The 23,014-nt window shown below is 63.9% G+C and carries 18 protein-coding genes and 1 pseudogene; 10 read left to right on the top strand and 9 right to left on the bottom strand.

Translation table 11 applies throughout. From position 1 onward, the window contains the following. Positions 1–6: 6 nt before the first annotated feature. Positions 7–1,605: an ABC transporter substrate-binding protein gene (locus A9K71_RS28305; RefSeq protein ID WP_067003638.1), complete on the bottom strand. Its 1,599-nt coding sequence runs from the start codon at positions 1,603–1,605 to the stop codon at positions 7–9. Between the two features lie 368 nt (positions 1,606–1,973). Further along, on the bottom strand, positions 1,974–2,366 hold the full coding sequence (locus A9K71_RS32755) for a hypothetical protein (RefSeq protein WP_245299812.1): 393 nt from the start codon (positions 2,364–2,366) through the stop codon (positions 1,974–1,976). Here A9K71_RS32755 and A9K71_RS28300 point away from each other — a divergent pair. Then, positions 2,350–4,059 carry a long-chain fatty acid--CoA ligase gene (locus tag A9K71_RS28300; protein WP_280940583.1) on the top strand — a complete coding sequence of 570 codons (1,710 nt, stop codon included), beginning with the start codon at positions 2,350–2,352 and terminating at the stop codon, positions 4,057–4,059. The genes A9K71_RS32755 and A9K71_RS28300 overlap by 17 nt on opposite strands. Next, complete coding sequence (locus tag A9K71_RS28295; RefSeq protein ID WP_067003636.1) at positions 4,056–4,766, top strand: 50S ribosomal protein L11 methyltransferase; 711 nt, start codon at positions 4,056–4,058, stop codon at positions 4,764–4,766. The genes A9K71_RS28300 and A9K71_RS28295 overlap by 4 nt, the downstream gene beginning before the upstream one ends. Here the strand turns inward: A9K71_RS28295 and A9K71_RS28290 are convergent, their stop codons facing one another. Both A9K71_RS28290 and pgi read right to left on the bottom strand, forming a co-directional pair. Further along, positions 4,767–5,492 carry an HAD family hydrolase gene (locus A9K71_RS28290; RefSeq protein WP_067003634.1) on the bottom strand — a complete coding sequence of 242 codons (726 nt, stop codon included), beginning with the start codon at positions 5,490–5,492 and terminating at the stop codon, positions 4,767–4,769. A gap of 5 nt (positions 5,493–5,497) precedes the next feature. Further along, positions 5,498–7,141 (bottom strand): glucose-6-phosphate isomerase, encoded by a 1,644-nt coding sequence (gene pgi, locus A9K71_RS28285; protein WP_067003632.1) that lies wholly within the window; start codon positions 7,139–7,141, stop codon positions 5,498–5,500. A gap of 304 nt (positions 7,142–7,445) precedes the next feature. On the opposite strand from pgi, the gene A9K71_RS28280 reads away from it, so the two are divergent. Further along, positions 7,446–8,939, top strand: a complete 1,494-nt coding sequence (locus A9K71_RS28280) for a PLP-dependent aminotransferase family protein (protein ID WP_067003631.1) — start codon at positions 7,446–7,448, stop codon at positions 8,937–8,939. 221 nt (positions 8,940–9,160) lie between these two features. After that, entirely contained in the window at positions 9,161–10,750 is a 1,590-nt protein-coding gene (locus A9K71_RS28275) for a trimethylamine methyltransferase family protein (RefSeq protein ID WP_067003629.1), read from the top strand. A gap of 8 nt (positions 10,751–10,758) precedes the next feature. Here A9K71_RS28275 and A9K71_RS28270 read toward each other — a convergent pair whose 3' ends face one another. Then, complete coding sequence (locus A9K71_RS28270; protein WP_082980750.1) at positions 10,759–11,157, bottom strand: hypothetical protein; 399 nt, start codon at positions 11,155–11,157, stop codon at positions 10,759–10,761. Positions 11,158–11,288: 131 nt separating this feature from the next. Then, the gene (locus A9K71_RS28265) at positions 11,289–13,094 is read right to left on the bottom strand and encodes an IlvD/Edd family dehydratase (protein ID WP_067003627.1); all 1,806 of its coding nucleotides are present in this window, start codon (positions 13,092–13,094) and stop codon (positions 11,289–11,291) included. A 150-nt stretch (positions 13,095–13,244) separates the two neighbouring features. Here A9K71_RS28265 and A9K71_RS32750 point away from each other — a divergent pair. Then, a pseudogene (locus A9K71_RS32750) lies at positions 13,245–13,377 on the top strand (SRPBCC domain-containing protein); the annotation flags it as partial. 15 nt (positions 13,378–13,392) lie between these two features. Here the strand turns inward: A9K71_RS32750 and A9K71_RS28260 are convergent. Beyond that, entirely contained in the window at positions 13,393–14,571 is a 1,179-nt protein-coding gene (locus A9K71_RS28260) for an Mrp/NBP35 family ATP-binding protein (RefSeq protein WP_067003626.1), read from the bottom strand. A gap of 199 nt (positions 14,572–14,770) precedes the next feature. Here A9K71_RS28260 and A9K71_RS28255 point away from each other — a divergent pair, with 199 nt between their 5' ends. Continuing rightward, positions 14,771–15,148, top strand: a complete 378-nt coding sequence (locus tag A9K71_RS28255) for a VOC family protein (RefSeq protein ID WP_067003624.1) — start codon at positions 14,771–14,773, stop codon at positions 15,146–15,148. Positions 15,149–15,157: 9 nt separating this feature from the next. Here A9K71_RS28255 and A9K71_RS28250 read toward each other — a convergent pair whose 3' ends face one another. Next, positions 15,158–16,162, bottom strand: coding sequence for an inorganic phosphate transporter (locus A9K71_RS28250; RefSeq protein WP_067003622.1), 1,005 nt, complete (start codon positions 16,160–16,162; stop codon positions 15,158–15,160). Positions 16,163–16,165: 3 nt separating this feature from the next. Next, positions 16,166–16,807, bottom strand: a complete 642-nt coding sequence (locus tag A9K71_RS28245) for a DUF47 domain-containing protein (RefSeq protein ID WP_067003620.1) — start codon at positions 16,805–16,807, stop codon at positions 16,166–16,168. 156 nt (positions 16,808–16,963) lie between these two features. Here A9K71_RS28245 and A9K71_RS28240 point away from each other — a divergent pair, with 156 nt between their 5' ends. The 4 genes from A9K71_RS28240 (at position 16,964) to fdhF (ending at position 23,013) form a co-directional block, all read left to right on the top strand. After that, entirely contained in the window at positions 16,964–17,863 is a 900-nt protein-coding gene (locus A9K71_RS28240) for a LysR family transcriptional regulator (RefSeq protein WP_067003618.1), read from the top strand. A 194-nt stretch (positions 17,864–18,057) separates the two neighbouring features. Further along, on the top strand, positions 18,058–18,537 hold the full coding sequence (locus A9K71_RS28235) for a formate dehydrogenase subunit gamma (RefSeq protein WP_067003616.1): 480 nt from the start codon (positions 18,058–18,060) through the stop codon (positions 18,535–18,537). Beyond that, positions 18,534–20,090: an NADH-quinone oxidoreductase subunit NuoF gene (locus tag A9K71_RS28230; RefSeq protein WP_067003614.1), complete on the top strand. Its 1,557-nt coding sequence runs from the start codon at positions 18,534–18,536 to the stop codon at positions 20,088–20,090. Before A9K71_RS28235 ends, A9K71_RS28230 begins: the two co-directional genes overlap by 4 nt. Before the next feature lie 10 nt (positions 20,091–20,100). After that, complete coding sequence (gene fdhF, locus A9K71_RS28225) at positions 20,101–23,013, top strand: formate dehydrogenase subunit alpha (protein WP_067003612.1); 2,913 nt, start codon at positions 20,101–20,103, stop codon at positions 23,011–23,013. Position 23,014: the final 1 nt, after the last annotated feature.

Below are 23,014 nucleotides of genomic sequence, written 5' to 3'. Positions count from 1 at the left end.
CAAATATTACTCGGCCTTGTCAACGCCGTCGAAGCGATGAATGCCGAGCGGGTCCATCTTGAAGCCGCTGACGTTGTTGCGGACAACGGCATAGACCTGGCTGTGAGCCAGCAGGAAGGCCGGCGCCTGCTTGGCGAAGATTTCCTGGGCCTGCTCATAGAGCTTGGTGCGCTCGCCCTGGTCGCTGGTCTTCTTGGCCTTCTGGATCAGGTCCTCGAAGTCCTTGTCGCACCAGCTGGAATAGTTCGAGACGCCGATGGCCGAGCACGCGAAGAGGGTGGCGAAGAAATTGTCCGGATCGCCATTGTCGCCGGTCCAGCCGATCTGGAAGGCGCCGGGACGCTCCTTCTTCTTGCCTTCCTCGCGATACTTGGTCCACTCGTAGTTGACGATCTCGGCCTTGACGCCGACCTTGGCCCAGTCGGCCTGGATCAGCTCAGCCGCGCGCTGGAAGTTCGGGTTGTAAGGACGAACGCGGTCGGAAGCCCAGAGCTGGATTTCCTTCAGGCCGGCGTCGGCCAGCACCTTCTTGGCCGCTTCCGGGTCATAGGAATCGAACTTCACATCCTTGTTCCACGACCACATGGTCGGCGGGATCAGGTTCTGCGCCGGCGTCGCGCCAGCGTCCTGGAACAGCGACTTGATCAGCGCTTCCCGGTCGATCGCCTGGTTGAGCGCGTGACGAACCTCCGGCTTGTCGAGCGGCGGGATCGTCGTGTTGTAGCTCATGTAGCCGATGTTAAGGCCGGCCTGATCCATCAGGGTCACGTCCTTGTTGGCCTTGATGGTGGCGATGTCCGCCGGGTTGGGATAGGGAGCGACATCGCATTCGCCGGCCAGCACCTTCTGGATGCGGGCGGTCGCGTCAGGCGTGATGGCGAAGACCAGATCGTCGATCTTCTCCTTGCCCTTGAAGTAGTCGGGGTTCGCCGCATAGCGGATGACCGAGTCGAGCTGATAGTCGACGAACTGGAACGGCCCGGTGCCGATCGGCTTGGTCGAGAAGTCGGCCATCTTGCCTTCCTTCTCGAGCTGGTCGGCATATTCCTTCGACACGATCGAGGCGAAGTCCATGCCGAGATTGGCCAGCATCGGCGCGTTCGGCTCGGTCAGCGTCAGCTTGACGGTGAGGTCGTCGACCTTTTCCCACTTGGCGACGTATTTCGGCATGTCCATGCCGGTGTAGTAGTCCCAGGTCAGGTTCGGCAGATACTTCTCGCCGTTCCACGGATTCTGCTTGTTGAACTGACGGTCGAACGAGAAGACGACGTCATCGGCATTGAGGTCGCGGGTCGGCTTGAAATAGTCGGTGGTCTGGAACTTCACGCCAGGGTGCAGGTGGAAAGTATACACCAGGCCGTCGTCGGAGATTTCCCATTTGTCGGCGAGGCCGGGCTCGATCTCGGTGCCGCCATGCTTGAACTCGACCAGGCGCGAATAGACCGTGCGCGACGAAGCGTCGAAGTCGTTGCCGCCCGTCGTCGTACCCGGATCGAAATTGGCCGGCGACGCTTCCGAGCAATAAACAAGCGTCTTTGCATTGGCCATCCCGCCGAGGACGCTTGCAGCCAGCAACGCGGCTGCAAAAGTCATTGTCTTTTTCATTGAGCACTCCCTGATGTTCTTCCAAGCCCCTCTATCAGGCTCGCGAAGCGCGCATATAAGCACCGTTTTTGGGGCTTTGGAACACCCCGTTTGCGTACCCCACGGTAAGCAGGAAAAGAATCCGCATTTTCCTCAAGTAGCAGAAAAAATGAGCAGAATTTTTCGCTCACGCTAATGTTAACAACCGCATTTTTTTATTGATTGAGCCTCTGCCGAAATGGAACGAGGAGCTACTGCCTGCCATCCCAGATACTCGTCGGGTCGCGCCTGAAGGAGGCGTCGAGGGATGGGATTTCGGCGGCAAATCTTTCCGCCGCTGCCGCTGGGGCAAGACTTGCACGGCCGCCGATAGAGGCAATACATAGACGTCAGGCCGGATTTCGTGGAATCCGCAATCGGCCGCAGCGGGAGGAACGCTTCCGAAATCGGAAAGAGATGCGGCGCAGCAGCAAGACCAGGACACCAGGGAGGGATTTGGTGGCAAAAGCAGCAAAGACAACGCCCCCGGCGAAGGCAAGAGCCAAGGCCGCGCCCGTCGATGCGGGCGTGCCCAAGGCTTCATCTTCCAAGACCGCTTCGCCAGCCAAAACGCCGTCACCTGCAAAGGCCGGCTCCAAGCCGAAGACCACTGTGAAACCGGCTGCCGCTGCAAAAAAGACGAACCCCAAATCCGCCGCCAAGGCTGCAACCGCAAGGACCGCCAGGCCTGCGGCCGCAAAGACGGCCTCGGGATCGGCCAGGCGGCTGCCCAAGGCGATCACGGAACTCGCGGCAGGATTGCCGGAAAAGCCTTGGCTGAAACACTATCCGAAGAACATGCCGGCCGAGATCGGTCCGCTGCCTTACGATTCCATCGGCGACTTCCTCGTCGGCGCCTGCAAGCAGTTCGCCAGCCGGCCGGCGTTCGTGTGCATGGGCAAGTCGATCTCCTATGCCGAGCTCGAGCGGCTTTCAGCGGCCTTCGGCGCCCATCTGCAATCGAAGGGTCTGGAGAAGGGCGCGCGCGTGGCGCTGATGATGCCGAACGTTTTGCAATACCCGGTAGCGATGATGGCCGTGCTTCGCGCCGGCTTCACGGTGGTGAACGTCAACCCGCTCTACACGCCGCGCGAGCTGGAGCATCAGCTCAAGGATTCCGGCGCGCAGGCCATCGTCATTCTGGAGAACTTCGCCAACACGCTGCAGGCGGTGATCGCCAGGACGCCGGTCAAGCATGTCGTGGTGGCGGCGATGGGCGACATGCTGGGCGGGCTGAAAGGCGCGATCGTCAACCTCGTCGTGCGGCGGGTGAAGAAGATGGTTCCCGCCTGGTCGCTGCCCGGCCACGTCAAATTCAACGCCGCGCTCAAGGCGGGCTCGGCAAGCGCCTTCAAGCCGGCGGCGGTATCGGGCGACGATATCGCCTTCCTGCAATATACGGGCGGCACGACCGGCGTGTCGAAAGGCGCGACGCTGCTGCACCGCAACGTCTTGTCCAACGTGGCGCAGAATTCGCTCTGGGTGGAGGACGCCTATACGGTCAAGCCGAAGCCGGCGCATCTCAACTTTGTTTGCGCGCTGCCGCTCTACCACATCTTCGCGCTGACGGTGAACGCGCTGATGGGCATGCAGCAAGGCGCGCAGAACGTGCTCATTCCGAACCCGCGCGACATTCCCGGCTTCGTGAAAGAACTGCAGAAATACCCGGTCCACATCTTTCCCGGCCTCAACACGCTGTTCAACGCGCTGCTCAACAATGAGGATTTCCGCAAGCTCGACTTCAAGCCGCTGATCCTCACTCTCGGCGGCGGCATGGCGGTGCAGAAAGGCGTGGCCGAGCGCTGGAAGGCGCTGACGGGCTGTCCGGTGAGCGAAGGCTACGGACTTTCCGAAACCTCGCCGGTGGCGACCGCCAACAAGTTCAGCTCCAGCGACTTTACCGGCACGATCGGCCTGCCGCTGCCATCGACCGAGATCGCCATCCGCGACGACGACGGCAACAACGTGCCGCTCGGCGAAGTCGGAGAGATCTGCATCCGGGGTCCGCAGGTTATGGCCGGCTACTGGAACCGGCCGGACGAGACCGCCAAGGTGATGACCAAGGACGGGTTCTTCAAGTCGGGCGACATGGGCTTCATGGATGAGCGCGGCTACACCAAGATCGTCGACCGCAAGAAGGACATGATCCTGGTCTCCGGTTTCAACGTCTATCCGAACGAGTTGGAAGAAGTCGTGGCGCAGCACCCGGGCGTGCTCGAAGTGGCGGCGATCGGCGTGCCGGACGAGCACTCCGGCGAGGTGCCGAAGCTGTTCGTGGTCAGGAAGGATCCAGCGCTCACCATCGAGACGCTGACTGTCTATTGCCGCGAGAACCTGACCGGCTACAAGCGGCCGAGATACATCGAATTCCGCGCCGAACTGCCGAAGACGCCGGTCGGCAAGATCCTGCGGCGCGCGTTGCGGGAGCAGATTTGAACGAAAATGTTGCCGGCCTGACGCCAATACATCGCGCCGACCTCGATCCCGCCGAATTCATCAAGGCGAACATGCGGCTTCAGCCGGTGCCGTCGCTGCCTGAAATCCGGCTCTATACGGCCCATCCCGGCAGCGGGCTGAGGCGGCTGCTGGAACCGGAGGACGGCTCGCATGAGCACGCGGCCGAGCCGCAGCCGCCCTACTGGGCCTATGCCTGGGCGGGCGGCGCAGTGCTGGCGCGCTATGTTCTCGACCGGCCGTCAACCGTTGCGGGCCGGCGCGTGCTCGACCTCGGCGCGGGTTCCGGCCTTGTCGGTATCGCCGCGGCGCGAGCCGGGGCTAGGGAAGTGACCGCGGCGGAGATCGACCGCAACGGCATCGTCGCGCTCCGCCTCAACGCGGAGGCCAACGGCGTCGCCATCATCATAATCGGCGAGGACATCAGCGCCGGTCCGCCGCCGTCGGTCGACGTTGTGCTCGCCGGCGACGTTTTCTACGGGCAAGCGGTCGCGCGGCGGATCGTCCCCTTCCTCGACCGCTGCCTTGCCGCGGGCATCGAGGTGCTGGTCGGCGACCCGGGCCGCGCCTGGCTACCCAGGCGGCGGCTTCGCCTGCTTGGCGAGTATCAGGTGCCTGATGTCGGCGGAAACGGCGGTAGCGCGCCGAAACCGAGCGGGGTATTTGCCTTCCTTCCCAGCGAGCCCTGATCAGCCCGCCGGCACACTCATCCGCGCGGCGAGAAAATCCGGCAGGTCGGCGACCGAATCCAGGATGACGTCGGCCATCGGCGACAGCGAGTCACGCGTGCCCGTGCCGGAAAGCACGCCGATCGCCAGGCCGCAGCCGCCGGCGCGCGCCATTTCGAGATCGTGGCGATTGTCGCCGACCATGGCGATCTCGCCGGGCTTCAGTCCCGTCAGATCGCAGAACGCGATGACCGTGTCGGGCGCGGGCTTCGGATTCGCGACCGCATCATAGCCGAAGGCGGCGTCGAAGAGCTGCGCGACACCGAGCGTGGCGAGCGTCTTCTCGGCGCCGCTGGTGGAATCGTTGGTGGCGACGCCCAGCCGGAAGGATCGCTTGTGCAGCGCCCGCAGCGATTCGACGATACCGGGCAGAGCGACAGCCATCGACGAGCCCTGAACCGAGGTGATCTCGTTGAAGCGGGCGACGGCCAGCATCTGGTCCTCCTCCGACAGGCGCGGGAACCAGAGCTCGACGACGTCCATGTTCGAGCCCGAGGCAAAGATCGAATCCGGCTTGAAGCGCTTGCTGACGAAATCGAAGCCGGCGGCGGCGAGCAACCTGTCGGCTTTCCAGCGATCGCCTTCGGCGGCGTCCATGGCCATGAAATCGGCAATGCCGAGCCAGGTAGCGTTGAAGTCGACAAGCGTCCCGTCCTTGTCGAACAGAATTCCCTTGATATCCGCCAATCCGTTTACTCCGCGCCACGCAATTGGTGGACATGAGCCACCAATCCGGCAGTCGAGGCGTCGCGTTTTGCGGCAGTCTCCTTGCCTTCCACGACAGGCAGCAGGCCTGTCGCCAGTTCCTTGCCGAGTTCGACACCCCACTGGTCGAACGAATTGATGTTGAACAGCGTGCCCTCGACGAAGACGCGATGCTCATAGAGCGCGATCAGGCGACCGAGCGTGCGCGGATCAAGCTTCCGGTAGAGGATGGTGAGCGACGGACGGTTGCCCGAAAAGACGCGATGCGGCGCGATGCGATCGACATCGGCGGGCTTCATGCCCTTGGCCAGCATCTGCGCGCGCGCCTCTTCCAGCGTGCGGCCCTTCATGAAGGCTTCCGACTGCGCCAGGCAATTGGCAAGCAAGAGATCGTGGTGGGTCCTCAGCTCGGGCTCGTGGCTGACGGCTGCGGCAAGAAACTCGACCGGGATGAAATCGCTGCCCTGGTGCAAAAGCTGGAAAAAGGCGTGCTGGCCGTTGGTACCGGGCTCGCCCCAGACCAGCGGGCCGGTCGGCGTAGTCACCGGGCCGCCGTCCAGTGTCACGCTCTTGCCGTTCGATTCCATATCGAGCTGCTGCAGATAGGCCGGCAGGCGCGACAGGCGCTGATCGTATGGAATGACGGCACGGGCCGGGTATTTGCAGACGACGCGGTGCCACCAGCCGATCAGCCCCAGCAAAACAGGCAGGTTCTTTTGCAGGGGGGCCGAGCGGAAATGCTCGTCCATCTCATGCGCGCCGTCGAGGAAGGCGCGGAAATTGCGCGGGCCGATGGCGATCATCACCGGCAGGCCAATGGCGCTCCAGACCGAGTAGCGGCCGCCGACCCAGTCCCAGAAACCGAAGACGCGGTCGGAGGCGATGCCGAACTTGGCCACCAGGTCGAGCGCGGTCGAGACGGCGGCGAAATGCTTGCCGATCGCTTGCTTGCCCAGCGCCTTTTCCACCCATCTGCGCGCCGTCTCGGCATTGGTCATCGTCTCGACAGTGGTGAAAGTCTTGGAGGCGATGATGAACAAAGTCGTCTCGGGAGACAGGCCTTTCAGCGTGTCGTGGATGTGGGCGCCGTCGACGTTGGAGACATAATGCGCACGCGGGCCGTCATGGTAGGGCGCGAGCGCCAGCGTCACCATCGCCGGGCCAAGATCAGAGCCGCCAATGCCGATATTGACGATGTCGGTGATCTTCTTGCCGGTGGCGCCGGCCGCCTCGCCGGAGCGAATCGCATCAGCGAAGGCGCCCATCGCGTCGAGCACGGCGATCACATCGGCCTTGGTGTCCTGGCCATCGACCACGACACTCTTGCCGGTCAGATTGCGCAGCGCCGTGTGCAGCACGGCGCGGTTTTCGGTGATGTTGATCTTCTTGCCTTCGAACATCGCGGCGCGTCGGCCTTCGAGGTCGGCGGCGCCGGAGAGCGTCTCCAGCATTGCCATCGTGTCGGCGTCGACCGCGCATTTCGACCAGTCGAGCAGAAGATCGCCATCTGTGGCGGAGAATTTCTCGAAGCGCCTGGGATCGGCGGCGAAGGCTTCGCGCATCGTGCCCTTGGCTGCCGCGCGCTGCTCACGCAGGGCGGTGACCTGCTTGTCGAAGGCTGACTGATCCAATGGTGGCTCCTGGCGGGTTTTTAGACCATTTTAACAGGCCCGATGTTTCCGGCGCGTGTCGTCGCGACATTGTATTGAGCCGGATTTCCGTTTCGTTCAAGCGCGGCAGTGACGCACTGCATCACGCTTTTATGATGCCCCGCAACATCCGCTTCCCTGGCGGACGCGCCCCTTTCGTGACCAATGGATCACTGGCATAAATCCCAGCGATCAGAAAAATTGATTGGCGCAACCCCTTGTGCCACCCCTACACTCGACTGGTCCAGCCAAGTGAAAACAGCTGGCCATCCGAGGATGATCTCCCATGCCACAGCGCAATGACACGGCCATATGGTCCGGCCTGTTCCGGATTTCGGCCGAATCCGGACAAACTCTCCAGGCACAGATCCGCCAGGCGATCGTCGCAGCCATCCTCGACCGGCAGATCGCCGCTTCGATGCCGCTGCCATCCTGCCGGATTCTGGCGGAAAAACTGGGCGTTGCCCGCGGCACGGTGGTGCTTGCCTTCCAGCAGCTGGTCGACCAAGGTTTTCTTGTGGCGCGCGAGAGGCGCGGCCACTTCGTCAACCCTGAAGTGCTGGCCACCCCCGCCAAGCCGCACCAGAAGGCGCCCGACCAGCAGAATGAGATCGACTGGAAGGCGCGTCGGCAGATCGCCGCCAGCGATATGCCGCCGCCGGCCAAGCACGACAACTGGATCAAGTCCTCCTATCCGTTCGTCTACGGCCAGTTCGATCCGGCGCTGTTTCCGACCGCGGAATGGCGCGAGTGCAACCGCATGGCGCTCGCGGTGCTGGAGATCCGCAACTGGGCATCGGACATGGTCGACCGGGACGATCCGCTGCTCATCGAGCAGATCCAGGCCCGGCTTTTGCCGCGCCGCGGCATCTTCGCCAATCCGGACGAGATCATCGTGACCCTGGGCGCGCAGAACGCGCTCTATATGCTCGCCTCGCTGTTGATGACCAAGGGCTCGAAGGTAGCAATGGAAGATCCCGGCTATCCGGATGCCCGCTCGATCTTCCGGCTCGCCGGTGCAGATATCCAGCCGGTCCCTGTCGACCAGTCGGGCATCGTGACCTCGGCGATTCCCAGCGATTCCGGGTTCGTCTTCGTCACCCCTAGCCACCATTGCCCAACGATGGTGCCGTTGTCCGCCGAGCGGCGGCAGGATTTGCTGTCGCGGGCCAACCGCAACAACCAGATCATCATTGAGGACGGCTATGACAGCCAGCTTCTCGACGAGGCGCCGCAGCAGGCGCTGAAGAGCCTCGATCGCTCGGGCCGCGTCATCTATGTCGGCTCGATGTCGAAGACGCTGGCTCCGGGTCTGAGGCTCGGCTACATCGTCGCTTCGGCAGGACTGATTGCCGAGCTTCGCGCGTTGCGCCGCTTCATGCTCAGGCATCCGCCGGCAAATAACCAGCGCGCCGTTGCGCTGTTTTTGTCGCTCGGCCATCACGAGGCGCTGGTGCGCAGGCTCTCCGCCGCCTTCGACGAGCGGCGCAAGCGTCTGGTCCATGCGATTTCCGCTTTCCTGCCAGAATGGCGCTCGACCGACTCGGCGGGAGGCACATCGTTGTGGCTGGAGGGCCCGCGCGGTACCGATTCACGAGGGCTCGCCGAAGCGGCCGCTTCCCGCAGCGTCATCATCGAACCCGGCGACCGGTTCTTCGACCGCAGCGAAAAGCCCTCGCGTTTCATGCGTTTGGGCATCTCCTCGATCTCGCTGCAGCACATCGAGCCCGGGATTCGGGAGCTCGCCACAGCCGCCGGCCGCAGGCCCGCTGCCGCCTGATCACCACGGACTGCCACATCAAGAGCCGGCGTTTTTGCCGGCTCTTTTATTTTGGCGCGCCTCAACGCTTTAGCATCCTGGCATATTCGACGGGATTGACTGGCTCATAGGCTGTGCCAATGCCGACGGCATAGTCGAGGCACAAAGGGGACGAGGCAGGCCGATGGTGGACCAACCGCCGCGCATCCTGCCCCTGAAAAAGCAAAGGTGGAGTGCTTTCCATGTCAGTGGCTCTTGAGAAGCAGGAAACGACGTCGGACCAGCGTTCGCGGCGGTCCGGCGGGCGCGAAGCGCGCCGCGCGATGCGGGCAGCACCGCTCGCAGATGACATCCGTCCGGTGCGAGCCGGCCTCGAAGGCGGCAGCTACGGGCCATTGAGCCAGAACGACAAGGAACGCATCCATGAAGCGGTGCTGACGCTTCTGGAGACGGTGGGCTTCGCCAACGCCATCCCCTCCTGCATCGAGGCGCTGACCCGGGTCGGGGCGAGCTATGGCGACGACGGCCGCATCCGCCTGCCGCGCGCGCTGGTGCTCGACACGATCAAGAAGGCGGCGCGCCACTTCACGCTTCACGGCCAGGATCCCAAGCACGACATGGTGATCCAGGGCAAACGCGTGCATTACGGCACGGCGGGCGCGGCGGTGCATCTGGTCGATGTCGAGAAGCGCGAATATCGAGAATCGCAGCTGCAGGACATCTATGACGCCGCCCGTCTCGTCGACGGGCTCGACAACATCCATTTCTTCCAGCGCACCATGGTGCCGCGCGATATTCCCGATCCGCTCGAGATGGACTTCAACACGCTCTATGCCTGCGTACTGGGGACATCCAAGCATGTCGGCACCTCGTTCACCGTGCGAGAGAACGTCAAGCCGGCGCTGGAAATGCTCTATGCGATCGCCGGCGGCGAGGAGAATTTCCGGGCGCGGCCTTTCGTGTCGAACTCGAACTGCTTCGTGGTGCCGCCGATGAAATTCGCCGAGGACGCCTGCGGCGTGCTCGAAGCCTGCGTCGAGGGCGGCATTCCGATCCTGCTCTTGTCGGCCGGCCAGGCCGGCGCCACGGCTCCCGCCGCGATTGCCGGCGCCGTCGTGCAGGCGGTGGCCGAAGTGCTGATGGGCCTGGTCTATGTCAACGCCATCAAGCCCGGCCATCCGGCGATCTTCGGCACCTGGCCGTTCGTCTCCGATCTCCGGACCGGCGCCATGTCCGGCGGTTCGGCCGAGCAGGCCGTGTTGACCGCGGCCTGCGCGCAGATGGCGCAATATTACGACCTGCCGGGTGGCTCGGCCGCAGGCATGACGGATTCGAAGCTGCCCGACATCCAATCCGGCTATGAAAAAGGCATCACCGATGTGATGGCCGGTCTTGCCGGCCTCAACCTCGTCTATGAATCGGCCGGCATGCATGCCTCGCTGCTCGGCTTCTGTCTCGAAAGCCTGATCATCGACAACGACATGCTCGGCCACTGCCTGCGATGCGTGCGCGGCATCGAGGTGACGGACGAGGCGCTGTCGATCGACACGATCGCCGACGTCTGCCTCAAGGGCCCCGGTCACTATCTCGGCAACGAACAGACTTTGAAGCTGATGCAGACCGAATATTTTTATCCGGCAGTCGGCGATCGCTTCTCGCCCAAGGAATGGAACGAGAAGGGCCGGCCCGACATTTTGCAGCGGGCGATCGCCGAGAAGAAGCGCGTGCTGGCCGAGCGCTTTCCGCGCCATGTGTCGCGGCTCGTCGACGACAAGCTGCGCGCGCGCTTCGGCGAGATGATCAAGCTGCCGCGCAACAAGATGGGCGGCTGATCTGCAGATCACTCCGCACGCAGCCCGAAGCGCTCGACGACTTCGGCGTTGATCAGCTTCGCATGCAGCGTCAACAGCACGATCTGCGCATCGAGGCTGTCGCCGGCTTCGAGAGCGGCCTCGATGCGGCGCTCGGCTTCCAAAGTGTGCTCCCTGCCATTGGCCCGCTCGAAGGTTTCCGGTCCGGCGACGCAATAGCCGCAGAGTTGCGCCACCGATTGATAAGCCTGGGGCGGCGGCTCCTCGGGCCAATGATCCTTCATCAGGTTGACGATGGTGAGCTTGACGCCCTCAGGCACCAGTGCCGGATGCAAGTCGGCCTTGCGCAAGGCGTCGTCGAGCTGGCGCAAGTCGCCCGAACGGCCGAACATGCCAAGGAAGCCGAGAGAAGAGGGCCGTTTCGCCATATATGCCTCCCTTCGTAGCACCGTCGAGATCGGGCTAATCTGTAGATGCCCCGCGGCCGAAACAAGGGCCATGAGAAAGGGCGGTCCGCCGGAAAGCGGACCGCCCCTTCGATTGTCGCCGTGCTCTGAATTCAGTGGTTGTCGCGCGGGACGCCCCTGGTGTGCGCGACATCCTGATACTTCACCGCCGGCTTCAGCACCATGCCGGCGGAGAACTGGTCGACCATGCCGCGCTGGATCTCCTGCCAGGGCGTCTGGTGCTCGGGATAGTCATAGCCGCCATTGCCCTGCAGCGCTGCCCGCCGCCTGGCGATCTCCTCGTCGCCGACAAGGATATTGGCGGTGCCCTTCCTCAGGTCGATGCGGACGCGGTCGCCAGTCTTGAGCAGCGCCAGCCCGCCACCGACCGCTGCCTCCGGCGATGCGTTGAGGATCGATGGCGAACCCGACGTGCCGGACTGGCGGCCATCGCCGATGCAGGCCAGCGAATGGATGCCCTTCTTGATGAGATGGGCCGGCGGCTGCATGTTGACCACCTCGGCGCCGCCCGGATAGCCGACCGGACCTGCGCCGCGCATGAACAGGATCGTGTGCTCGTCGATGCCCTGCGCCGGATCGTCGATGCGGGCGTGGTAATCCTCCGGGCCGTCGAAGACCATGGCGTTGCCTTCGAAAGCCTCCGGATCGTTCGGGTTCGAGAGATAGCGTTCGCGGAATTCGGGCGAGATGCCGCTGGTCTTCATGATGGCGGAATCGAACAGATTGCCCTTGAGGTTGATGAAGCCGGCATTGCTCTTGAGCGGCTTGTGGACGCCGCGGATGACATCATGATTCTCGTTTACCGCGCCGCGGCAATTGTCGCCGATCGATTTGCCGTTGACGGTGATCGCGTCGGGGTGCGGCAATAGTCCGCCTTTCAGCAACTCCGCCACGACGGCCGGCACGCCGCCGGCATGGTGATAGTCCTCGCCGAGATACTCGCCCGTCGGCTGCAGGTTGACGATCAGCGGCACGTTAAGGCCGATGTTCTGCCAGTCGTCATTGTCGAGCGGCACGCCGAGATGGCGGGCGATGGCATTGAGGTGGATCGGCGCGTTGGTCGAGCCGCCGATGGCCGAATTGACGACGATGGCATTCTCGAACGCCTGGCGGGTCATGATGTCCGACGGCTTCAGGTCCTCATGCACCATATCGACGATGCGCTTGCCGGTCTCGTAGGCGATCTGGCCGCGCTCGCGATAGGGCGCGGGGATCGCGGCCGAGCCCGGCAGCTGCATGCCGAGCGCCTCGGCCAGCGAGTTCATGGTGGTGGCGGTACCCATGGTGTTGCAATAGCCGGTCGACGGCGCCGAGGAGGCGACGATGTCCATGAACTCGTCATAATTGATCTCGCCGGCCGACAGCCGCTGGCGCGATTCCCAGACAATGGTGCCGGAGCCGGTGCGCTTGCCCTTATGCCAGCCATTGAGCATCGGGCCGACCGAAAGCGCGATCGCCGGAATGTTGACGGTCGCCGCCGCCATCAAGAGCGCGGGCGTAGTCTTGTCGCAGCCGATGGTCAGCACGACGCCGTCGAGCGGATAGCCGTAGAGCACCTCGACGAGGCTGAGATAGGCGAGGTTGCGGTCGAGCGCCGCCGTCGGCCGCTTGCCGGTCTCCTGGATCGGGTGGCACGGGAACTCGAAGGGGATGCCGCCCATCGAGACGATGCCTTCGCGCACGCGCTTGGCGAGCTCGAGATGGTGCCGGTTGCAGGGCGAGAGATCGGAACCCGTCTGCGCGATGCCGATCAGCGGCTTGCCCGACATCAGCTCGGCGCGGGTCAGCCCGTAATTGAGGTAGCGCTCGAGATAGAGCGCCGTCATGCCCGGGTTGTCGGGATTGTCGAACCACTCCTGCGAGCGAAATTTCTTCTTCTTGGTGGGGGCGCCTGCCATCGTGGTCTCCGTATTTGTATGACAAATCGATATGACAACGCGCTCATGCAGGCAAGAGGCAGACACGCCGCAGACCCGCACTTTGGTGCGATAGACATAGAAAGGGCCGCGCGCCAGGACCAATCGACATCAGCATTCCGGGAGGTCTTGATGGCTTTGGTGATCGAGGGCGAGGAGCGGATCGCCGCACCTGTCGAGAAAGTGTGGGAAGCCCTCAACGACAGGGGAAATCCTGAAGGAGGCAATTCCCGGCTGCCGGAGCCTGGAAAGGAAATCGGACACCCGGCGGCCCGGCGAATTACTCGAACACGATGCTGGGCACTGCCGCCTCGGCGGCGCCGCGTTCCTCTTGGACCCTGTCCCATACCCTCGCGGCGATATCGCGATAGATCTTCGCCTCGGCGCCGTCCGGCTTGGATGCGACCACCGGGGCGCCGGCGTCCGAGCTTTCGCGGATGCCCATCTCCAGCGGCACCTCGCCAAGGAAGGTGACGCCGAGCCGTTCGGCCTCGCGCCGCGCGCCGCCATGGCCGAAGATGTCGTAGCGTTTGCCGGTGTCGGGCGCGAGGAAATAGCTCATGTTCTCGACGATGCCGAGCAGCGGCACGTCGACCTTCTTGAACATGTTGAGGCCCTTGCGCGCATCGATGAGCGCCAGGTCCTGCGGCGTCGAGACGATGACGGCACCGGCCAGCGGCACCTGCTGGGCCATGGTGAGCTGGGCATCGCCGGTGCCGGGCGGCATATCGACGACCAGCACGTCGAGCGGTCCCCATTCGACCTCGCGCAGCATCTGGGTGAGCGCCGACATGACCATCGGGCCGCGCCAGATCATCGGCGTCTCCTCGTCGACCAGGAAGCCCATCGACATCACCTTGAGGCCGTAATTCTGCATCGGCTTCAGGATCTTGCCGTCGACCGTCTGCGGCCGGCCGTGAATGTTGAGCAGCCTCGGCATCGACGGCCCGTAGATATCGGCATCGAGCACGCCGACGCTCAGCCCATTGGCGGCAAGGCCGAGCGCCAGGTTGACGGCGGTGGTCGATTTGCCGACGCCGCCCTTGCCGGACGCCACCGCGATGATCGCATCGATGCCGGGCACGCCGCGTTTGCCGTGACTGTGAGAAGCCGGCGCCTGCGGGCCAGGACGCTGCGGCGCTGCCTGGGGAGCAGGTCGTGGCGACGCTGCTTGCGAAGCCGGCCGAACCGGCGCCTCCATGCCGCCGCCTTTCTTCTCCGCCGTCAGCGCGACGACGGCGTTGGCGACGCCGGGGATCGCCTTGACGACACGCTCGGCGGCGGCGCGCAGCGGCTCCATCTCCTGGGCGCGGGCGGCGGGGACGGTAATCGAGAAAAACACCTTGGAATCGGCGATGAAAATCTCAGATACCAGGCCGAGGTCGACGATGTTGCCGGTGAAGTCCGGTCCATTGACCGTCCTCAGGCGCTCGATGACGGTTTCCTTGGTTACAGCCATGATCTTTCCTCGGAGTTTGGCGTTCCAGATAGTGCAGTTTCCCGGCAGAACCAAGCCGTGGCGCAATGGCTCGTCCGCAAAACGACCGGTGGTGTCGGATTTGCCTAGCGCGTCCCGATCCGCCGATTGCCATGGCCAATCGATCCAGGGGCCCTATCTCGGTTGCCATGAGCGACGGCAACCGGAAAAGGAGACTGTCATGCTCGCAAACAGCAACGCAGCCGCCAATGTGGCGGTGAAAGACCTTTCGAGAGCGCAGGGCTTTTACGAAGGAACGCTGGGCCTCAAGCCTGTCGACGACATGGCCGGAGAACTGATCGTCTACAAAAGCGGCGACACGGTCATCAACGTCTATCGTTCAGAATTCGCCGGTACCAACAAGGCGACGGCGTTGACCTGGACGGTCGGCGACCAGATCGGCGCCATTGTCCAGGCGCTGAAGTCGAAGGGCGTCACCTTCGAGCGCTATGAGATGCCCGGGCTGACGCTTGAGGGCGATGTCCATGTCGGCTACGGCATGAAGGTCGCCTGGTTCAAGGACCCGGACGGCAACATACTTTGTCTTGCGGGCGAGTAGATTTCAGCCTCAGACCGCCAGGCGCGTGACAAAATAGGTCAACGCCGAAATCGCCGCCGTCGCCGGCAGGGTGATCACCCACGCCACGACAATGTTGCCGGCAATGCCCCAGCGTACAGCCGAGATGCGGCGGGCAGCACCCACGCCGATGATGGCGCCGGTGATTGTATGCGTGGTCGAGACCGGGACACCGAGCCAGGTGGCGGCGAACAACGTTATCGCCCCGCCGGTCTCGGCGCAAAAACCCTGCATCGGGTTCAGCCGAGTGATCTTCGATCCCATCGTGTGCACGATGCGCCAGCCGCCGAAGAGCGTGCCCAGCGCCAGTGCGGACTGGCAGGTGATGACCACCCAGAACGGCACGTGGAAGCTCTGGCCGAGCATGCCTTGCGAATAGAGCAGCACGGCGATGATGCCCATGGTCTTCTGCGCGTCATTGCCACCGTGCCCCAGCGAATAGAGCGAAGCCGAGAAGAACTGCAGGACGCGAAAGCTGTTATCGACCGCGAACGGCGTCTGCCGAACGAACAGCCATGAGACGATGAGGATAAGGACAAGCGCCAGCACGAATCCGGTCGCCGGCGAGAGCACGATCGCCGCAGCCGTCTTGCCGAGCCCGGACCAGACGATGGCCCCCGGGCCGGCCTTGGCGACGCCGGCGCCGACCAACCCGCCGATCAGCGCATGCGAGCTGCTCGACGGAATGCCGGCGATCCAAGTGACGATGTTCCAGACGATGGCTCCGATGAGCGCGGCGAAGATCACTGCGGGGGTCACGACCTCGGCGTCGACGATGCCCTTTCCCACCGTCTCGGCGACATGCAGACCGAAGAACAGGAAGGCGATGAAATTGAAGAAAGCCGCCCAGAACACGGCATAGTGCGGCCTCAGCACGCGGGTGGAGACGATAGTCGCGATCGAGTTGGCGGCATCGTGCAGGCCGTTGAGGAAATCGAAGAACAGCGCCACGGCGACGAGGCCGACCAGCAGGGGAAAGGCGATCGCAGCGTCCATCTGTTAGACGTTCTCGATGGCGATGCCGCTGATCTCGTTAGCGACGTCCTCGAAACGGTCGACCACCTTTTCCAGCTGGCCGTAAATCTCCGAGCCAATCAGGTAGGCCATAGGGTCGCTGCGACCGTGCCGCTTGAACAGGTCCTTCAGGCCCTGCTCGTGCAGGTCGTCGGCGCGGCCCTCAACGCGCATGACTTCTTCGGCGATGGCGTTCAGCCGCGCGGCGTTGGCGCCAACCTTGCCGAGCAGTGGGATGGCCTCTGCTACCAGCCGGGCGGCCTCGACGATGACGCTGCCCATTTCCCGCATCAGCGGATCGAATTCCCTCATCTCGAACAATTTCACCGTCTTGACGGCCTTGTGCATCGTATCGATGGCATCATCCATCGACTGGATCAGATCCTTGATGTCGCCGCGGTCGAAGGGCGTGATGAAGGAGCGCCTGACGGCAAGCAGCACCTCCGCGGTGATCCCGTCCGCTTCGTCCTCCAGATCGACGATCGTCTGGCACCAGCGGTCGATGTCCCGGCCCTGGAGAAGCTGCTCAAGCGCCTCGGCGCCGCCGACCACCGTGCGCGAATGCCGTTCGAACAGTTCGAAGAAGCGATCCTCGCGCGGCAACAGTCTGCGAAACCAACCCAGCATCTGCTCCTCCCTGCTTCCGCCTACCCCACATAGCGCCATGCGCGGCGCGGGAAAACAGATAAGCCGGCTCAAAAATGTGGATGAGATCCTATCGTTCATCCGCCTTGCGAAGCAAAGCGATTTCCCCGACCTTGGGCAGACCGTGGATCGGATGACATGATCGACAAGCTGGAATTCTTCATCGCTTTAGCCAGGGAAGAGCATTTCGGCCGCGCCGCCGAGGTGTGCGGCGTCACCCAGCCGACGCTGTCGGCCGGCATCAAGCAGCTCGAGGAGCAGCTCGGCGTCATGCTGGTGCTGCGCGGCTCGCGTTTCCAGGGTCTGACGCCGGAAGGCAAGCAGGTGCTGGTTTGGGCGCGCCGCATCGTCGGCGATTCAAGGACCATGCGCGAGGAGATGCGGGCGGCGCGCCACGGCCTGTCCGGCCGCATCCGCATCGCCGCCGTTCCGACGGCGCTCGCCATGGTGGCGCGGCTGACGACGCCATTCCGCGACAAGCATCCCGGCGTCACCTTTTCGGTGCTGTCACGGACGTCGATCGAGGTGCTGACGCTGCTCGGCAATCTCGATGTCGATGCCGGCATCACCTATCTCGACAACGAGCCGCTGGGGCGGGTAACCAGCGTGCCGCTCTATGACGAGCGCTACCAGCTGATCACGGCAGTCGGCAACCCCTATTCCGACCGCGACAAAGTGACGTGGGCAGAGATCAGCCAGTTGCCGCTCTGCCTGCTGACGCCGGACATGCAGAACCGCCGCATCATCGACCAGCATCTGGCGGAAGCCGGCGTGCAGGTGCGGCCGACACTGGAATCCAACTCGATGATCGTGCTGTTCTCGCATATCCGGACCGGCAAGTGGTCGTCGATCATGCCGCTCAACCTTGCGGAAACATTCGGCTTTTCCGAACCGATCCGGGCCATTCCGATAGTCGATCCGGATGCCAGCCACACGGTCGGGCTGGTGGCGGCGCCGCGCGAGCCGCACACGCCGCTGGTGCAGGCGCTGCTAGACGAGGCAATGGCGCTGGCAGACGATTTCCGTTCCCACCGCTAGGCTAGACAATGCGGGCTCAGCGTTTCTGATAGAAAATTTCTATCAAGCGACGAGACTGCTTTATTGATCTCGGAGGTTTCCTCTGATTTCATAAGGACTTAGCGATATTGCGCCCTGTGCATGTCGTTGCCCCAAAACCGCTCTATATTTTGGGGTGACATATGTGTTGGCGCCACGGCCAGGGAGGGCGCTGCATGCCGATGCAGCCTGCAAGTACCGAGATCGCGTCGCGCATAGCGGCGATCATCGAGGAATTGAAGGACCTCGAAGGTCCGTTGCTGCCGATTCTCCACGGCATCCAGGAAGAATTCGGACATGTGCCGCAGGCGGCGCTTCCGGTCATCGCCGACGGGCTGAACCTCTCGAGAGCGGAGGTGCATGGCGTCGTCACCTTCTATCACGATTTCCGCGCCAAGCCGGCCGGCCGGCATGTGCTGAAGCTCTGCCAGGCGGAAGCCTGCCAGTCGATGGGTTCGGAAGCCGTCGCCACCAAGGTCAAGCAACTGCTCGGCATCGATTTTCACGAGACCGCACGCGACGGATCGGTTACACTGGAGCCGGTCTATTGCCTCGGGCTTTGCGCCTGCTCGCCGTCGGCGATGCTCGACGGCGAAGTGATCGGCCGGCTCGACGACGAGAAGATCGAAGAGATCGTCGCGGAGGTGCGTTCATGATCCCGCGCATCTACATCCCTGCCGATTCCGGTGCTCTGGCGCTCGGCGCCGAAAAGGTCGCCAGGGCGATCGAGAAGGAGCTCAAGGAGCGCGGGGTCGAGGCCAAGATCGTGCGCAACGGCTCGCGCGGCGCCTATTTCCTGGAGCCGATGGTCGAGGTTGCGACCGCCGAGGGCCGCGTCGCCTACGGGCCGGTCAAGCCGTCTGACGTGAAAAGCCTGTTCGACAGCGGTTTCCTCAAGGGTGGCCATCACAAGCGCTGGCTGGGCGCGCCAGACAAGATCCCCTTCCTCGCCAAGCAGACGCGGCTGACCTTCGCGCGCTGTGGCGTCATCGACCCGCTGTCGCTCGACAGCTATAAGTCGCATGGCGGTCTGAGAGGCCTGCAGAACGCGGTCGCCATGGCGCCGGCCGAGATCGTGAACCAGGTGACCGAGTCCGGCCTGCGCGGCCGCGGCGGCGCCGGCTTCCCGACCGGCATCAAGTGGAAGACGGTTCTCGATACGAATTCCGAACGCAAGTATATCGTCTGCAACGCCGACGAGGGCGACAGCGCCACCTTCGCCGACCGCATGATCATGGAGGGCGATCCCTTCCTGCTGATCGAAGGGATGGCGATCGCCGGCATCGCCACCGGCGCGACCAAGGGCTTCGTCTATATCCGCTCGGAATATCCGCATGCGGTGGCAACAATGAACAAGGCGGTCGCGATCGCCCGCAAGGCGGGCGTGCTCGGCGTCAATGTGCTGGGCTCGCCCAACGCCTTCGACATGGAAATCCGCGTCGGCGCCGGCGCCTATGTCTGCGGCGAGGAAACCTCGTTGCTCAACAGCTTGGAAGGCAAGCGCGGCGTGGTTCGCGCCAAGCCGCCGCTGCCGGCGATCCAGGGATTGTTCGGCAAGCCGACGGTGATCAACAACGTGATCAGCCTGGCCTCCGTGCCGATCATCATGGACAAGGGCGCCGCCTACTACAAGGATTTCGGCATGGGCCGCTCGCGCGGCACGATCCCGATCCAGATCGCCGGCAACGTCAAGCATGGCGGCCTGTTCGAGACGGCCTTCGGCCTGACGCTGGGCGAAATCGTCGACGAGATCGGCGGCGGCACGGCCTCGGGGCGGCCGGTGAAGGCGGTGCAGGTCGGCGGCCCGCTCGGCGCCTATTTCCCGCGCGCGCTTTTCGACACGCCGTTCGACTACGAGGTTTTTGCTGCCAAGGACGGGCTGATCGGCCATGCCGGCATAACCGTGTTCGACGACAGCGCCGACATGATGAAGCAGGCGCGCTTTGCCATGGAGTTCTGCGCCATCGAAAGCTGCGGCAAGTGCACGCCCTGCCGCATCGGCTCGACGCGCGGCATGGAGGTTCTGGACAAGGTCGCCGCGGGCATCGAGGCGGAGAAGAACCTCGCTCTGGTCACCGACCTCTGCAACACGATGAAGTTCGGATCGCTCTGCGCCCTGGGCGGCTTCACGCCCTACCCGGTGATGAGCTCGATCACGCATTTCCCCGAGGATTTCAAGCCGGCGCCGACGCGCGTGGCTGCCGAATAGGAGCTGGCAGATGAACATCAAAGCCGACTTCCCGACACTCATCGAAGAGATCGACTACGGAACGCCGGAGTCGAGAGCGGCGAAGCAGGTGACGCTGACCGTTGACGGGCAAAGCATCACCGTGCCGGAAGGCACCTCGATCATGCGCGCGGCGATGGAAGGCGGGGTCGAGATCCCGAAGCTCTGCGCCACCGACATGCTGGACTCTTTCGGCTCGTGCCGCGTCTGCCTGGTCGAGATCGACGGCCGCGGCGGCACGCCCGCATCCTGCACGACGCCGGTCGGCGAGGGCATGGTGGTGCGCACGCAGTCCGAGCGGCTCGATGCCATCCGCCGTGGCGTCATGGAACTCTACGTCTCCGACCATCCGACCGGCTGGAACGAGAAGGCCGGAACCGGCGCCAGCGAGTTCGACGCGGTTGCGGAGTCGGTCGGTCTGACCGAGAACCGCTACGGCGTCGAAGGCCGCAACCACGTCAAGGAAGAAGGCGGCGTGGCGCCCGGCCATGGCTCGCTGGCGGTCGACTACATCGCCCGCGATGAGTCCAACCCCTACTTCACCTATGATCCGGCGCAGTGCATCGTCTGCTCGCGCTGCGTGCGCGCCTGCGAAGAGGTGCAGGGCACCTTCGCGCTGACCATCGAGGGCCGCGGCTTCGAGTCCCGCATGGTTGCCGGCATGCATGAGGATTTCATCGCTTCCGAATGCGTGTCCTGCGGCGCCTGCGTGCAGGCCTGCCCGACCGACGCATTGCGCGAGAAGACGGTGCTCGAGAAGGGCATGCCGGAGCGCTCGGCCGTCACGACCTGCGCCTATTGCGGCGTCGGCTGCTCGTTCAAGGCGGAAGTGAAGGGTGACGAAGTCATCCGCATGATGCCCTACAAGGACGGCAAGGCGAACCACGGCCATTCCTGCGTCAAAGGCCGTTTTGCCTATGGCTATGCCACCCACAAGGATCGGATCCTGTCGCCGATGATCCGGGAGAAGATCACCCATCCGTGGCGCGAGGTGAGCTGGGAAGAGGCGATCGCCCATACGGCAAAGGAATTCCGCCGCATCCAGTACCAGTACGGACGCGGCTCGATCGGCGGCATCACCTCCTCGCGCTGCACGAACGAGGAGACCTATCTCGTCCAGAAGCTGGTGCGGCAGGGCTTCCGCAACAACAATGTCGACACCTGCGCGCGCGTCTGCCATTCGCCGACCGGCTACGGCCTCGGCCAGACCTACGGCACCTCGGCCGGCACGCAGGACTTCGACTCGGTCGAATACACCGACGTTGCCGTCATCATCGGTGCCAATCCCGCTACGGCGCATCCGGTGTTCGCCTCGCGGCTGAAGAAGCGGCTGCGTGAGGGCGCCAAGCTGATCGTGCTCGACCCGCGCCGCACCGAGATGGTGAAGTCGGCGCATGTCGAGGCCGACTACCATCTGCCGCTGAAGCCCGGCACCAACGTCGCGGTGCTGACGGCGCTTGCCCATGTCATCGTCACCGAGGGCCTGTTCGACGAAGCCTTTATCCGCGAGCGCTGCGACTGGGCCGAGTTCCAGGACTGGGCGTCCTTCGTCGCCCTGCCGGAAAACAGCCCCGAGACGGTCGGCAAGCTGTCCGGCGTCGATCCTGAAGCGATCCGGGGTGCCGCGCGCCTTTACGCCAAGGGCGGCAACGGCGCGATCTATTACGGCCTCGGCGTCACCGAGCACAGCCAAGGCTCGACTACGGTGATGGCGATCGCCAACCTCGCCATGGCCACCGGCAATATCGGCCGTCCGGGCGTCGGCGTGAACCCGCTGCGCGGCCAGAACAATGTCCAGGGCTCCTGCGACATGGGTTCCTTCCCGCATGAGCTGCCGGGCTATCGCCATATCTCCGGCGAAGCCGTGCGCGACATCTATGAGAGCCTGTGGGGCGTGAAGCTGGACGAGGAGCCCGGCCTGCGCATCCCCAACATGCTGGATGCCGCCGTCGACGGCTCATTCAAGGGCATCTACATCCAGGGCGAGGACATCTTGCAGTCCGACCCCGACACCAAGCATGTCGCCGCAGGGCTGGCCGCGATGGAGTGCGTCGTCGTGCACGACCTCTTCCTCAACGAGACGGCGAACTACGCCCATGTCTTCCTGCCGGGCTCGACCTTCCTGGAGAAGGACGGCACCTTCACCAATGCCGAGCGCCGCATCAACATGGTGCGCAAGGTGCTGGAGCCGAAGGCGCGCTACGCCGACTGGGAGGCGACGCAGGAGCTCGCCCGCGCCATTGGGCTGGACTGGAACTACACGCACCCGTCTGAGATCATGGACGAGATCGCCAAGACGACGCCGAGCTTCGCCGGCGTCTCCTTCGAGCTACTCGACCGTGTCGGATCGGTGCAGTGGCCCTGCAACGAGAAGGCACCGCTCGGCACGCCGATCATGCATGTCGACGGCTTCGTGCGCGGCAAGGGCAAGTTCATCCGCACCGAATATGTCGCGACGGACGAACGGACCGGCCCGCGCTACCCGCTGCTGCTCACCACCGGGCGTATCCTGTCGCAGTACAATGTCGGTGCGCAGACCAGGCGTACCGAAAACGTCGCCTGGCATGCCGAAGATCGGCTGGAGATCCATCCGCACGACGCCGAGAACCGCGGCATCCGCGAGGGCGACTGGGTGCGGCTGGCGAGCCGTTCGGGCGAGACCACGCTGCGCGCGCTGATCACCGACCGCGTGTCGCCCGGCGTCGTCTACACGACCTTCCACCACCCGGACACGCAAGCCAATGTGATCACGACCGACTTCTCGGACTGGGCGACCAATTGTCCGGAATACAAGGTCACCGCCGTGCAGGTGGCGCCATCCAACGGCCCGACCGAGTGGCAGAGGGACTATAACGAGCAGGCCAAGCAGAGCCGCCGCATCGCCCCGCTGGAAGCGGCGGAGTAGT

Source organism: Mesorhizobium sp. WSM3873 (assembly GCF_001672445.1).
GTDB lineage: Bacteria > Pseudomonadota > Alphaproteobacteria > Rhizobiales > Rhizobiaceae > Mesorhizobium.
Note: the sequence above shows the minus strand (reverse complement) of the source record. Positions and strands in the feature narration are given on the sequence as shown.

Bases quoted from the DNA above. Each gene is read 5' to 3' on its own strand.
- A9K71_RS28305 (WP_067003638.1), bottom strand. From the start codon at position 1,605: ATGAAAAAGACAATGACTTTTGCAGCCGCGTTGCTGGCTGCAAGCGTC.
- A9K71_RS28280 (WP_067003631.1), top strand. From the start codon at position 7,446: ATGCCACAGCGCAATGACACGGCCATATGGTCCGGCCTGTTCCGGATT.
- A9K71_RS28275 (WP_067003629.1), top strand. From the start codon at position 9,161: ATGTCAGTGGCTCTTGAGAAGCAGGAAACGACGTCGGACCAGCGTTCG.
- A9K71_RS28270 (WP_082980750.1), bottom strand. From the start codon at position 11,157: ATGGCGAAACGGCCCTCTTCTCTCGGCTTCCTTGGCATGTTCGGCCGT.
- A9K71_RS28265 (WP_067003627.1), bottom strand. From the start codon at position 13,094: ATGGCAGGCGCCCCCACCAAGAAGAAGAAATTTCGCTCGCAGGAGTGG.
- A9K71_RS28260 (WP_067003626.1), bottom strand. From the start codon at position 14,571: ATGGCTGTAACCAAGGAAACCGTCATCGAGCGCCTGAGGACGGTCAAT.
- A9K71_RS28255 (WP_067003624.1), top strand. From the start codon at position 14,771: ATGCTCGCAAACAGCAACGCAGCCGCCAATGTGGCGGTGAAAGACCTT.
- A9K71_RS28250 (WP_067003622.1), bottom strand. From the start codon at position 16,162: ATGGACGCTGCGATCGCCTTTCCCCTGCTGGTCGGCCTCGTCGCCGTG.
- A9K71_RS28245 (WP_067003620.1), bottom strand. From the start codon at position 16,807: ATGCTGGGTTGGTTTCGCAGACTGTTGCCGCGCGAGGATCGCTTCTTC.
- A9K71_RS28240 (WP_067003618.1), top strand. From the start codon at position 16,964: ATGATCGACAAGCTGGAATTCTTCATCGCTTTAGCCAGGGAAGAGCAT.
- A9K71_RS28235 (WP_067003616.1), top strand. From the start codon at position 18,058: ATGCCGATGCAGCCTGCAAGTACCGAGATCGCGTCGCGCATAGCGGCG.
- A9K71_RS28230 (WP_067003614.1), top strand. From the start codon at position 18,534: ATGATCCCGCGCATCTACATCCCTGCCGATTCCGGTGCTCTGGCGCTC.
- fdhF (WP_067003612.1), top strand. From the start codon at position 20,101: ATGAACATCAAAGCCGACTTCCCGACACTCATCGAAGAGATCGACTAC.